12 protein-coding genes are annotated in these 13,007 nt (G+C 71.3%); 5 read left to right on the plus strand and 7 right to left on the minus strand.

Annotation, left to right across the window (positions count from 1 at the left end):
* Window positions 1-350: 350 nt before the first annotated feature.
* Window positions 351-1,637 carry a hypothetical protein gene (locus tag ACIREE_RS25075; protein ID WP_404156221.1) on the plus strand — a complete coding sequence of 429 codons (1,287 nt, stop codon included), beginning with the start codon at window positions 351-353 and terminating at the stop codon, window positions 1,635-1,637.
* A gap of 77 nt (window positions 1,638-1,714) precedes the next feature.
* A complete protein-coding gene (locus tag ACIREE_RS25080; RefSeq protein WP_404156224.1) occupies window positions 1,715-2,608 on the plus strand; it encodes a universal stress protein in 894 nt (297 codons plus the stop codon).
* 10 nt (window positions 2,609-2,618) lie between these two features.
* Here ACIREE_RS25080 and ACIREE_RS25085 read toward each other — a convergent pair whose 3' ends face one another.
* Entirely contained in the window at window positions 2,619-2,816 is a 198-nt protein-coding gene (locus ACIREE_RS25085) for a ferredoxin (RefSeq protein ID WP_404156227.1), read from the minus strand.
* Between the two features lie 5 nt (window positions 2,817-2,821).
* Entirely contained in the window at window positions 2,822-4,090 is a 1,269-nt protein-coding gene (locus ACIREE_RS25090) for a cytochrome P450 (RefSeq protein ID WP_404156927.1), read from the minus strand.
* Window positions 4,091-4,715: 625 nt separating this feature from the next.
* Between ACIREE_RS25090 and ACIREE_RS25095 the strand changes: the two genes are divergently transcribed.
* The 3 genes from ACIREE_RS25095 (at window position 4,716) to trpS (ending at window position 8,371) form a co-directional block, all read left to right on the plus strand.
* On the plus strand, window positions 4,716-5,756 hold the full coding sequence (locus ACIREE_RS25095; RefSeq protein ID WP_404156230.1) for an NAD(P)-dependent alcohol dehydrogenase: 1,041 nt from the start codon (window positions 4,716-4,718) through the stop codon (window positions 5,754-5,756).
* Between the two features lie 138 nt (window positions 5,757-5,894).
* The gene (locus tag ACIREE_RS25100) at window positions 5,895-7,118 is read left to right on the plus strand and encodes a cytochrome P450 (RefSeq protein WP_404156233.1); all 1,224 of its coding nucleotides are present in this window, start codon (window positions 5,895-5,897) and stop codon (window positions 7,116-7,118) included.
* Between the two features lie 182 nt (window positions 7,119-7,300).
* Window positions 7,301-8,371 (plus strand): tryptophan--tRNA ligase, encoded by a 1,071-nt coding sequence (gene trpS / locus ACIREE_RS25105; protein ID WP_404156236.1) that lies wholly within the window; start codon window positions 7,301-7,303, stop codon window positions 8,369-8,371.
* Window positions 8,372-8,408: 37 nt separating this feature from the next.
* On the opposite strand, the gene ACIREE_RS25110 is transcribed toward trpS, so the two are convergent.
* From ACIREE_RS25110 to ACIREE_RS25130, 5 genes are all read right to left on the minus strand, one after another.
* Complete coding sequence (locus ACIREE_RS25110) at window positions 8,409-9,659, minus strand: cytochrome P450 (RefSeq protein ID WP_404156239.1); 1,251 nt, start codon at window positions 9,657-9,659, stop codon at window positions 8,409-8,411.
* Complete coding sequence (locus ACIREE_RS25115; protein WP_404156242.1) at window positions 9,656-10,270, minus strand: GTP-binding protein; 615 nt, start codon at window positions 10,268-10,270, stop codon at window positions 9,656-9,658. The genes ACIREE_RS25110 and ACIREE_RS25115 overlap by 4 nt, the downstream gene beginning before the upstream one ends.
* Complete coding sequence (locus tag ACIREE_RS25120) at window positions 10,251-10,610, minus strand: DUF742 domain-containing protein (RefSeq protein ID WP_404156245.1); 360 nt, start codon at window positions 10,608-10,610, stop codon at window positions 10,251-10,253. Before ACIREE_RS25120 ends, ACIREE_RS25115 begins: the two co-directional genes overlap by 20 nt.
* Window positions 10,607-11,026, minus strand: a complete 420-nt coding sequence (locus tag ACIREE_RS25125; RefSeq protein ID WP_404156248.1) for a roadblock/LC7 domain-containing protein — start codon at window positions 11,024-11,026, stop codon at window positions 10,607-10,609. The genes ACIREE_RS25120 and ACIREE_RS25125 overlap by 4 nt, the downstream gene beginning before the upstream one ends.
* Window positions 11,027-11,129: 103 nt before the next feature.
* On the minus strand, window positions 11,130-12,806 hold the full coding sequence (locus ACIREE_RS25130; protein WP_404156251.1) for a sensor histidine kinase: 1,677 nt from the start codon (window positions 12,804-12,806) through the stop codon (window positions 11,130-11,132).
* Between the last annotated feature and the right edge of the window lie 201 nt (window positions 12,807-13,007).

Consider the following 13,007-nt stretch of genomic DNA (forward strand, 5'->3'; position numbering starts at 1 on the left):
CGAGCGCGGTCGCCAGGCCGAGCGCTCCGGTGCGGCGCAACAGCACCGCGGGTCTGGACAGGACGTCGAACACGTAGCGGACCTTTCGGAGTCGGAACAGATGCCGTCAAGGCGCCGCCGAGCGTAGATCGTTGAGCCGCCGCGGGGAACGCCGCCGGACGCATCCGTGGTGAACGCCTGATGAAGCCCGGGGCCCGGCCCCGGCTCGTGGCCGGCCCTCGGTGAGCCTTTTCCGCGGCACGCCGAACCAAATGTGTGATTTGTCCGTTTATCGGTCTTACGGTGCGAAGGTCGCTGTCCTTGAGGGGGGACACACAACGCGCCCTCACCCGGCGCGGGTTGGGATGCTCATGAGTGGAATCAGCCGCAGAGGCGCCGCACGCCTGGGGCTAGGGATCGGCTTGGGCGCCGCGGCCACGACCCTCGCGGGCTGCGGCAGCGGCGACGAGGAGGGCCTGCCCCCGGCGGGCCCCGGCCGGCACGAGGGCCGGCCCGCGGGGCCGCCGAAGAAGGCCGCGCCCCGGCTGATCGGCGACGGTTCGACCGCGTACACGGGCAAACAGCCCCACCAGCCCGGGGCCCCCGACCCGCTCGAAGTCGGCCAGCGGCCACCACAGTTCGTGATCTTCTCGTGGGACGGCGCGGGAGAGGTCGGCAACGGCCTGTTCCCCCGCTTCCTGGAACTGGCCCGCGAGCACAACGCCCACATGACCTTCTTCCTGTCGGGCCTCTACCTCCTGCCCGAATCGAAGAAGCGCCTGTACCGCCCGCCGAACAATCCGGTCGGCGCCTCCGACATCGGCTACCTGACCGACGGACACGTCAAGGAGACCCTGAAGTACGTCCATCAGGCCTGGCTGGAGGGCCACGAGATCGGCACGCACTTCAACGGGCACTTCTGCGGCGGCTCCGGGTCCGTCGGCAACTGGAGCCCGGCGCACTGGCGCAGCGAGATCGAGCAGGCCCAGGCGTTCGTCAAGACCTGGCGCAGCAACACCGGTTGGCACGATCACCCCTCGCTGCCCTTCGACTACGACCAGGAACTCATCGGCGGCCGTACGCCCTGCCTGCTCGGCCAGGAGAACCTGCTGCCGGTCGCCCGGGAACTCGGCTGGCGTTACGACGCGTCGTCACCCGGCGGCCTGCAGCGCTGGCCGGACAAGAAGCAAGGCGTATGGGATCTTCCCCTACAGGGCATCCCGTTCCCCGGTCACCGCTTCGAGGTCCTGTCGATGGACTACAACATCCTCGCCAACCAGTCGCGGAACTCGACGAGGGCGCCGTCCTACAACTACCCGGGCTGGCGCACCCAGGCCACGCAGTCCTATCTGACCGGCTTCCGACGCGCCTACGAGACGAACCGGGCCCCGTTCTTCATCGGCAACCACTTCGAGGAGTGGAACGGCGGCATCTACATGGACGCCGTCGAGGAGACACTCAAGCGGGTCGCCGACAAGAAGGACGTACGGCTCGTCTCTTTCCGGCAGTTCGTCGACTGGCTCGACGCGCAGGACCCCGCCGTCCTCGCCAAACTGCGCGGTCTGGAGGTGGGGGAGCGGCCGCCGGGAGGCTGGTCGGCGTTCCTGCGCCCCGAGAAGAAGCAGGCGAAGGTCAGCCGCGGGCACCACGCGAAGTGAGGCAAGATCGTCGGTAGGCGACAGCAGGCGCCGACGCGGCGGACGCCGACGCGGCGGACGGACCACGAGGAGGCCCCATGACCCGGCCGATCACCGCGGGAGTGGACGGATCACCAGAGAGCGCGGCCGCGGCCGCCTGGGCGGCACGCGAGGCGGTGCGGCGGGAACGGCCGCTGCGCCTGGTGCATGTGGGGACGCCGGTTCCCGAGACGCTGGCGCTGGCCGCCGACGAGGACGCGCGGGCGCGGTGGGCCCGGGACCTCCTGGCGGGGACCGAACAGCAGATCGCCGGGCGGCACCCGGGACTCGCGGTCACCACCGACGTCCTCGCCGAGGACGGCGCCGTCGAGGCGCTCCTCGCCGCGGCCCGCGACGCGGAACTCCTCGCCCTCGGCTCGCGCGGCCACGGCCCGCTCGTCGGCTTCCTGCTCGGCTCGGTCGGCCAACAGGTCATCGCCCGCACCGAGCGGCCCGTGGTGCTGGTCCGCTCGGACGACCGGGCCGCCGCCGAGGCGGCCGGGCGCGAGGTGGTCGTCGGGCAGGAGGGCGATCCGCTGGACAGCGCCGCCGCGCTCGAGTTCGCCTTCCGCACGGCGGCGGCCCGCGGCGCGAGTGTCCGGGCGGTGCGCGCCTGGAGCCTGCCGCCGGTGTTCGCGTACAGTCCCGCCTCGCTCGAACTCCTCGACGAGTCCGGCGGCATGGAACCGTACGAGAAGAAGGCGCTCGGCGAGGCTCTCGCCCCGTGGCGCGAGCGGTTCCCCGACGTGCCCGTCACCGAGCACGTCGAGATCGGCAGCGCGGGGCAAGTGCTGCTCTCGCTCGCCCCGCGGGCTCAGCTGCTCGTCGTCGGACGGCGCGCCCGTCGCACCGCCGTGGGCGCCCGGATCGGCTCGGTCGCCCACGCGGTGCTGCACCACGCGCCGTGCCCGGTGACCGTGGTGCCGGTGGTGCCGGGAGAGCCGCGCATCTGAAGGCCGGGTGTCACGGCCCGGTGAGCGACACCGCCCCCACCGGACAGGCCCGCACCGCCTCCTTCACCATCGGGTGCTCCGCGGCCCGCTCGTCCGCGCCGGGGAGCACCTCGCTGAAGCCGTCGTCGTCCTGAGTGAACACGTCCGGCGCCGTCAGCGCACACATGCCCGCGCCCACACAGCGCTCCTTGTCGATCTCGATCCCCATGGGGCTCACCACGCCACGGGCAGTTCGAGCATGCCCTGGATCGTGTCGCCGGGCTTGAACGGGATCTCCTCGGCGGGGGCCGCGAGCCGGAGCGCGGGCAGCCGCTCGAAGAGGGTGCGCAGCGCGATGTCCAGTTCGGCGCGGGCGAGGTTCTGGCCCAGGCACTGGTGGATGCCGAAGCCGAACGCGAGATGGTGCCGCGCGGAGCGGTCCCAGTCGAGGGCCTCGGGCTCCGCGAACGCGGTCTCGTCCCGGTTGATGAGCGAGGTCGAGAACACCACGCCCTCACCGGCCCGGATCGTCTCCCCGGCCACCTCGATGTCCTCGAGCGCCACCCGCAGCATCCCGTCCGCGATCGACAGGTACCGCAGCAGCTCCTCCACGACCACGGCCGTCGTCGTCTCCCCGGAGCGCAGCGCGGCGAGCTGCTCGGGATGGCGCAGCAGCGTGAACGTGCCCAGCGAGATCATGTTCGCCGTCGTCTCGTGCCCGGCGATGAGCAGGATCACCGCGAACGCGATCAGCTGCTCGCGGTCGGGCGGCCCGTCCCCCGCCTCCCGGTGGATCAGCTCGTCCAGCAGTCCTTCGCCCGGCTCGCGCCGCTTGCGATCGATCAACTCGCCGAGATACGACTCGAGTTCGATCCGCGCCCGCTCCACGTCGGCCGCCGCGGGGCCGCGCAGCAGTATCCGGGAGCGCTCCTCGAAGAACTCGTGGTCGGCGTACGGGACACCCAGCAGCGCACAGATCACCATCGACGGCACCGGCAGCGCGAACGCCCCGACGAGCTCGGCCGGCGGTCCCTGCCGCTCCATCGCGTCGAGCAGCCGGTCGACGGTCTGCTGGATCTGCGGCCGCAGCGCGGCGATCCGCTTCACCGAGAAGCTCGGGATCAGCATGCGGCGCTGGGCGTTGTGCTCGGGATCGTCGACGCCGAGCAGCGCCACACGCCGCGCCTGCAATTTCGCGAGTCGCTCGGTCGTCACCGGGAAACCGGGCAGCTGCCGGTTGCTGGACAGCCGCGGGTCGGCCAGCAGTTCACGGGCCAGGGTGTGCCCGGTGACGATCCGGGCCGGACGGCCGTCGAAGAGAGTGACCCGGCCGAGCGGGCCCGTCTCGCGCAGCGGCGCGTAGGCGGTGGGCGGGTGGTAGGGGCAGCCTCGGTCCTGGGGAAAGGGGACCGGAGTCTCGGAGGCGGAGGCGGAGGCGGAGGCGGAGGCGGTAAGGGTGGGGTGGAGGTCCTGGCGGGCCGATTCCGTCGTGGATTCGGTCATGGATTCCGTCATGGATGGGATCCCCTCGCAGTGCTGGTGCGTGCGTGCGGAGCTGCGTGCGCGCGGAGCTGTCCGTTCCGGGCTCCACCACCATTGGATGCCCCAGGCATCTACCGGGTCCACGGCAAGACCGGCCACTTCCTACAGACGAGGTATCTGGCCGGGGCCTTTCGTACGTCTTCGATCCTGTCCGCATTCCCTCAGTTCGGAGCGGTGCCGGGGCTGTCCCGCAGCTGTGGGCGGGCCCCGCGGACGGCCGGAACCGTTCGGCAGAGCGACCGGAATCATGCCGTCCGTACGGAGTGCCGCTGCGTCCCCCCGTCACGCGCCACGCCCGAGTGGCGGGGATTGCCGGTCTTTGGCACCTTGTGAACGTCGCAGGGTGTGGCAAATGCGGCTGTTGAGGTGATGTGTTCTACCTCACGCGGCCGGAACGGGAGTGGCGTACGGAGCACGGTTGGTTCGCTGTTAAACTTTGAACCAAGGCCCCGACCGTTCTCCCCCGTACGGTCGGGGTCCTTTTTGTCTTCTGACGAATGTCCCGTCGAGACATGTGTCCCATTGGGACGCGAGCGAGTTACGGTGGAGTCGCGGGGGTCCGCGAGAGCGACGAAGGAGTCGAGCCATGAAGGCACTTCAGTACCGGACCGTCGGGGCAGCACCCGAGGTCGTCACCGTTCCCGATCCGGAGCCCGGCCCCGGAGAGGTCCTCCTGAAGGTCACCGCCGCCGGCGTCTGCCACTCCGACATCGCGGTGATGAGCTGGCCCGCGGAGGGCTTCCCGTACGAGCTGCCGCTGACCCTCGGCCACGAGGGCGTCGGCACCGTCGCCGGGCTGGGTGCGGGCGTGAGCGGCATCGAGGAGGGTGACTCCGTCGCCGTCTACGGGCCCTGGGGCTGCGGCACCTGTGCCGCCTGTGCGCAGGGCAAGGAGAACTACTGCCTGCGCGCCGACGAGCTCGGCATCCGCCCGCCCGGACTCGGCGCCCCCGGCTCCATGGCCGAATACATGATCGTCGACGACTCGCGGCACCTCGTGCCGATCAACGGCCTCGACCCCGTCGCCACCGTTCCGCTGACCGACGCGGGCCTCACCCCGTACCACGCCATCAAGCGCTCGCTGCCCAAGCTCGTGCCCGGCTCGACCGCCGTCGTCATCGGCACGGGTGGCCTCGGCCACGTCGCCATCCAGCTGCTGCGCGCCATGACCGCGGCCCGTGTCATCGCCCTCGACGTCTCCGAGGACAAGCTCGCCCTCGCCCGTACCGTCGGCGCGCACGAGGCGATCCTGTCGAACGCCGAGGCCGCTGGGAAGGTCAAGGAGCTGACCGGCGGACGCGGCGCCGAGGCCGTCTTCGACTTCGTCGGCGTCCAGCCCACCGTCGAGACCGCCGGCGCCGTCGCCGCCATCGAGGGCGACGTCACCATCGTCGGCATCGGCGGCGGCACGCTGCCGGTCGGCTTCGGGCAGCAGAACTTCGAGGTCAGCGTCACCGCCCCGTACTGGGGCAGCCGCGGCGAGCTCATCGAGGTCCTCGACCTCGCCCGCGCCGGGGCCGTCTCCGTGCACACCGAGACGTACTCGCTCGACGACGCGCCCCTCGCGTACGAGCGGCTGCACGACGGCAAGATCAACGGGCGTGCGGTGATCCTGCCCAACGGCTGACATCGGCCAGGGGAGATGGCCGTTCTCGGCCATGCTTTTCGTGCAGTTCTCAACTGTCGGGGTGGAGGGGGCTGTTCCGGGTGACGGGTGATCAATAACCTTGAGGGCGGATCGTCCGTCACCCACTCAGGGAGCACCATGTCCACCGCGCAGGTCCCCGACATCCTTTCGCCGGAGTTCGCCGCGAACCCGTACCCCGCGTACCGCGCGATGCGTGAGTCCGCGCCCCTCTTCTGGCACGAACCGACACAGAGCTGGATCGTCTCGCGGTACGCCGATGTGGAACGCGTCTTCAAGGACAAAAAAACGCAGTTCACCACCGACAACTACGACTGGCAGCTGGAGCCCGTCCACGGCAAGACGATCCTCCAGCTCAGCGGCAGGGAGCACTCGGTGCGCCGCGCGCTGGTCGCCCCGGCCTTCCGCGGCAGCGATCTGCAGGAGAAGTTCCTGCCGGTCATCGAGAGCAACTCCCGCGCGCTGATAGACACCTTCCGCGCCACCGGCTCCGCCGACATCGTCGCCGACTACGCCACCCGCTTCCCGGTCAACGTCATCGCGGACATGCTCGGTCTCGACAAGGCCGACCACGCGCGCTTCCACGGCTGGTACACCGCCGTCATCGCCTTCCTCGGGAACCTGGCGGGGGACCAGGAGGTCGCGGCGGCGGGGGAGCGCACCCGCGTCGAGTTCGCCGAGTACATGATCCCGATCATCCAGGCGCGCCGCGAGAACCTCGGCGACGACCTGCTCTCGACGCTGTGCGCCGCCGAGGTCGACGGCGTACGGATGAGCGACGAGGACATCAAGGCGTTCTGCAGTCTGCTGCTCGCCGCCGGCGGCGAGACCACCGACAAGGCCATCGCCAGCATCTTCGCCAACCTGCTGGTGAACCCGGAGCAGTTGGCCGCCGTGCGCGAGGACCGCTCACTGATCCCGCGGGCCTTCGCCGAGACGCTGCGCTACACGCCGCCCGTCCACATGATCATGCGTCAGGCCGCGGTCGACGTAGAGGTATCGGGAGGGACCATTCCGGCCGGGGCGACCGTCACCTGCCTCATCGGCGCCGCCAACCGCGACGAGGACCGCTACAAGGACCCCGACCGCTTCGACCTCTTCCGCGGCGACCTGACGGCCACGACGGCGTTCTCCGCCGCCGCGGACCACCTCGCCTTCGCCCTCGGCCGGCACTTCTGCGTCGGCGCGCTGCTCGCCAAGGCGGAAGTGGAGATCGGGGTGAACCAGCTGCTCGACGCCATGCCGGACGTCCGCCTCGCCGACGGCTTCGACCCCGTGGAGGAGGGCGTGTTCACCCGCGGACCGCAGTCGCTGCCGGTGGTGTTCACCCCGACGCGGGCCTGAGCGGTGCGACGGGCCGCGGTGCTAGGCTCGTAGCATGCTTCGTTTCTCGTGTTCGAGCTGGTGGCGCCTCACTTAGAGGCGGCCGCAGCCATGTACGAACAAGGGCCGTCCCCGGACGGCCCTTTCCTCTTCCCCTGGAAGTCATGCCGTCCCGAGGGCGCGCATGACCACTGGGAGAGATCATGAGCACCACCATCGACACCCTGGGCACCTCCGCCGCGCGGACACGCAGCGCCGAGCTGGAGAAGCTGATCCTCAAGGAGCCGGGCCGCTTCCGGGTCCTTACGGGCGACCGCCCCACCGGACGGCTCCATCTCGGCCACTACTTCGGCACCCTGCACAACCGCGTCAGACTCCAGGACCTCGGCGTCGAGACGTTCGTCCTCGTGGCCGACTACCAGGTCCTCACCGACCGCGATGTCGCCGAGAACCTCACCGAGCACGTCGAGGAACTGGTCCTCGACCATCTCGCCATCGGCATCGACCCGGACCGGTCCACGATCTTCGCGCACAGCGCCGTACCCGCGCTCAACCAGCTGTTGCTGCCGTTCCTCAGTCTCGTCTCCGTGGCCGAGCTCAACCGCAACCCCACGGTGAAGGACGAGATCGCCCACTCCCGGCAGGCGGCCGTCAGCGGCCTGATGTTCACCTACCCCGTGCACCAGGCCGCCGACATCCTCTTCTGCAAGGCGAACCTCGTGCCGGTCGGCCAGGACCAGCTGCCCCACCTGGAGGTCACCCGCACCGTCGCCCGCCGCTTCAACGAGCGCTACGGCGCCGGGAATCCGGTCTTCCCGTTGCCCGAGGCACTGCTGTCCGCAGCGCCGCTGCTGCTCGGCACGGACGGCACGAAGATGAGCAAGAGCCGCGGCAACGCCATCGCCCTGTCCGCCGACGCCGACGAGACCGCCCGGCTCGTCCGCGGCGCCAAGACCGACGCCGAGCGCCACATCACGTACGACCCGGCTGCCCGCCCCGAGGTCTCCTCGCTCGTTTTGCTCGCCGCGCTCTGCGAGGGCGGCGACCCGCGGCAGGTGGCCGAGGAGATCGGCGCCGGCGGCGCAGCCGCCCTCAAGCGGCGCGTCACCGAGGCCGTCAACGCGTACCTGGCTCCCATCCGCGCCCGCCGCGCCGCCTACGCCCAGGACCGCCGCCTGGTCAGGGACGTCCTGCGAGCGGGCAACGAGCGGGCCGATGCGATCGCCGAGGCGACCTTGAAGGACGTGCGCGCCGCCATGAACTCCGACTACTGAAGGGGGCTGTGCACCCGCGCGGCGGGTGCACAGCCCTTCACTGCACGACGGGCGTGAAACTGACCGGCAGCGACGTGAGGCCGCGCATCCAGATCGACGGGCGCCACTTCAGCTCCGCCGGGTCCACGGCCAGGACGAGGTCGGGCAGCCGGTCCAGCAGCGTCTCCACGGCCGTGCGCGCGATCACGTCGGCCAGCAGGGGAGCGGGGTAGGGGCAGCGGTGCTCGCCGTTGCTGAACGACAGGTGCGCCGCGTTCTCCGCACCCACATGGGACTCCGGCCAGATCTGCGGGTCCGTGTTCGCGGCCGCCAGCCCCAGCACCAGGCAGTCGCCCGCCCGGATCTGCCGACCGCCCAGCTGCGTGTCGCGCACCGCCCAGCGGCCGATGAAGTTCTGCGTCGGCGTGTCGAGCCACAGCACCTCGTTCAGCGCCTCGCCGACACTGAGCCGACCGCCCGACACGTTCAGGGCGAACCGCTCGTCCGTCAGCAGCAGGCGCAGGGTGTTGCAGATCCAGTTCGCCGTCGGCTGCTGGGCCGCGGCGATCACCGAGATCAGGTCCTGCACGATCTCCTCGTCGGTCAGACCCGCCGGGTCCTGGATCATCCGGGAGGTGACGTCGGCGCCGGGCCGCTCCCGCTTCTCCTTGACCAGCTTCTGGATCCGCTCGCCGACGCGCACGTACGCGGCCACCGGGTCGTCGCCCTCGGCCGCGTCCAGCGAGATCTTCAGGTCGTCCACCAGGTCCTGGGTGTCCGTGCCCGAGTGGGGCATCCCGCACATCTGGACCGCCGCGATCATCGCCAGGGCGTGCGCGAACGCGTCCATCAGCTCGGCCTGACCGCTGCCCGCGAACCCGGAGATCAGCCGGTCGGCGATCAGCCCGCAGTCACGGGCCAGCTCGAACTGGTCGACCTGCTCCAGCGCGTGCGTGATCACCCCCGCCCGCCGCTGGTGCTCCGCGCCCTCCGCGAACAGCACCGAGGGCTGATAGCCGACGAACGGCAGCAGCGGCCAGTCCTCGGGGATGTGCTCCCACTGGTTCCAGCGCCGCGAGTCCCGCGCGAACAGCTCGTCGTGCGCCGTCACGTAGCTGACCTCGGAGTAGCCGAGAACCAGCCACGCGGGGATGTCGCCGTCGAGCAGCACCGGCGCGACCGTGCCGTGGTCCCGGCGCAGCGAGCGGTACAGCTGCGAAGGCGTCTGCTGGTACTCCAGGCCGCTGAGCGGGACCGCACCCGCGTGCGCGGGGCAGCCGGCCGGGGGAGTCGGGCTCTGCTCGGTCACGGTGTCGTCTCCTGGGCCATGGCCATTGAGTAGAGGTGGTCCACGAGGGTGATCAGGACGTCCTTGCCGGACGATCTGACGCGGGCGTCGCAGTCGACCATCGGCACGTGCTCCGGCAGCGCGAGGGCCTGCCGGATCTCGTCGAGCGAGTGGCGCACGGGCTCGTCGTCGAACCGGTTGACCGCCACCACGAACGGCGTGCCGTGGTGCTCCAGGCGGTCGATCGCGTACCAGGAGTCGTTCATCCGGCGCGTGTCGACGAGGACGACCGCCCCCAGTGTCCCGGAGAAGAGCCGGTCCCACAGGAACCAGAACCGCTCCTGGCCCGGCGCGCCGAACAAGTACAGCACCATGCGGTCGTTGAGGCTGATACGGCCGAAGTCGAAGGCGACCGTGGTCGTCGTCTTCGCCGCCACGCCCGTCGTCTCGTCGACGCCCACTCCGGCCTGCGTCATCACCTCTTCGGTGTTGAGTGGCCGGATCTCGCTGACGGAGCGGACGAGGGTGGTCTTGCCGACCCCGAACCCGCCGACCACGACGATCTTCAGGCCGGTGTCCGCGAGGGCGCCGAGCGGCGTGCGTGCGGGCAGTTCAGAGGTTGCGGAGCCCATGGAGCACCTCCTTGAGAAGGTCGGAATCGGGGAGTTCCGCGACGGCGGCGGCCGAGCGCGGATGGCGTGCCGTGATCTTGCCGCCGGCCAGCAGATCACCGAGCAGGATCCGCACGACGGTGATCGGCAGCTTCAGCTCGGCGGCGACCTCCACGAGGGCCGCCGGCTGCCGGCACAGTTCGAGGATCCGTACGTGCTCGGACTGCATCCCCGCGACCGGCTCGCACTCGCTGACGATCAGCGTCACCAGGTCGAACGAGGTGTCGTCGGTGCGGCTGCGGCCGCCGGTGACGGTGTAGAGCCGGTCCGGATCGCCGGTGTCCACCGGCCGGCGCGTCACGAGGCGCCGCCCCCGGCGGGCGACTGGCGCGGCGCGGCCCGCAGGTGCTCCCCGATCTGCTCCACCAGCTCCGTCATCTGGTGGCCGACCACACCCGGATCGGCGTCCTCGTTCGCGACGACCGCCAGGTGAGCGCCCTCGCCCGCGTCCACGATGAAGAGCAGCCCGCCGTGGAACTCGGTCATGGAATGCCGTACGCCGCCGGACCCGTCGCCGAACTCCACCGACGCGCCCTGCGCGAGGGCCTGGATGCCGGAGCAGATCGCCGCGAGCTGGTCCGCCTGGTCGAGCGTCAGGTGCTCGCTCCAGCACAACTTCAGCCCGTCCCGGGACAGGACGAGGGCGTGACGAGTGCCGGGGGTGCGCTCCAGCAGGCTCTCCAGGAGCCAGGTCAGACTGGTGTCAGTGGTCTGCATGGTGGGGTCGGGCGGGGATTCGTCCGGCGCTGCCGGACACCGCCCGTGCCTCCAATCTCACGGTGTTGAGCGGGGGTCGGGGATCCTCGGGACGTGCCACGGCCTACTCGGGCCGGTCGTCGTCCCTGGCCTTGCGGCCGCGGTGGAAGGCGCCGAAGCGGGAGCCCGCGTCCCGGCCGGGCTGAGCGGGCCGGGGCGCGGCGGCAGGTCGCTCGCGGAGCTGTTCGGCAGCGGCCATGGTGCGGCCCGGCGGGCGCACCGGCAGCCCGTTCGGGGTGGCCTCCGACGAAGGAGCGGGCTGGGGCAGGCCGGGCTCGGCGGGCTCGGCCCGCTCGTGCATCTCGGCAGGCGCGGAGGCGGGCGCCTGGGCGGGCGCCTCCGCCTGAGCAGGTGCCGGAGCCGGCTCCGGGCGCGGCGCGGGGACCGGCAGGGACTGCACGATGTCCCGCTGCTGGGCGAGGAGCTGGGGCGGCAGCAGGACCACGACGCCGGTGCCGCCGCGCGAGGACGGGCGGTAGTTCACGTCGATGCGGTACTTCGCGGCGAGCCGGCCGACGACGGCGAGTCCCAGCCGGGTGCCCTGCAGCGAGGCCAGGTCGGTGACCTGCCCGGACACCGCCTGCTCCGCGCGGCGCATGGCCGCGGAGGCCATCTTCAGGCCGCTGTCCTCGATGGTGACGACGAGCCCGGCGGAGCGCTCCTCGACGTAGACGTGCACCTCGTCGATGGGCGGCGAGAAGTTGGCGGCGTTGTCCATCAGCTCGGCCAGCAGGTGCATCACGCCCTCGGCCGCGAACCCGGCGATCGCCGCGTCCGTGGCGCAGTGCAGCCGCACCCGCTGGTAGGCGGCGATCCGGCCGACGGCGCCGCGCAGCACGCTCTCCATCACGATCGGCTTGTTCCAGGCGCGGCTGGAACGGCCGCCCATGAGGAGAGCGAGGCGGTCGGTCATCAGGCCGAGCTGGGACGTCGAGTGATCCAGGCGCAGGAGATCACCGAAGACCTCTTCGCTGTGCCGTTCCTGCATGCCGCGCAGGTCGGCCAGCATGCTCACGGACTTCGCCTGGACCCGGCTGAGCGCCTTGGCCGAGGCGGCCTGGGCGGCGGCCGCGCGCCGTTCGCTGAGCGCGAGTTCGCGGACGAACCCCTCGGCGGGAAGCCTCAGCAAGGGGCTCTCGGGCCAGGGCAGTTCCGCGAGGACGGTATCGGCGGACGAGCCCTCGCGCAGCCGAGCCACGGCGGCGGGGAGGGTTTCGGCGTTGAGGCGTTCCATCTGCTTGGCGCCGCGCTCCAGTTCGCCCCGGGCCGCGTCGCGCTCCGCCGCGGCGTGCACGGCTTCCCGCACCGAGGCCTCGACGGTCGCCGTGAACTCCTCCATGATGCGGCGCAGCAGGGGGTCGGACGGTGCCGTCGACGGACCCGCGCTCGCCGTCTCGCGCAGTTGTCGCACGATGCCGGGCAGCGTCACGTTCACCAGCTGCGCCGCCTCCGCCGACTGCTGCGTCAACCGGCCCTGGGCCTGGGCCAGTTCCTGCCGGGCGCGGGCGGCGGTGCGCCGGGCGCGGCCGACCATGACGGCGCCCGTCATGACGGCGAGGGCCAGGCACGCCCACGCGATCACGGCCGTCCACACGGCCCAGGTGCGGGCGGCCGACGGGGCGAGCGCCGCCGCCGCGCCGGCGGCGGCAGCCGCCACCACGAGCACGGCGAGCGCCGCGCCGAGCGAGGAGCGCCCTGCCTTGGCCATCGCGTGCGGGCTGGGGGGTGCAGGCACTGACATTCCGCGGGTCCCTCGGTCCTTGAGTGCGGGAAGCGATGAGCCGACCAGTCGTGTCGGCCGCGGATCCGGTCAGCGGGCATCGAAGGGGACGCTGATCTTCCGGACCGCTTGAACGTTCATGCTAGCCATGCCGCGCGCCCGGAAGGCCGGACAAGTAGGGCAGTACGCCTCACCGGCAACTTCGTCGTGAACTCGCTGTCA

The sequence above is a fragment of the Streptomyces sp. NPDC102467 genome, from assembly GCF_044765445.1.
Taxonomy (GTDB): Bacteria; Actinomycetota; Actinomycetes; order Streptomycetales; family Streptomycetaceae; genus Streptomyces.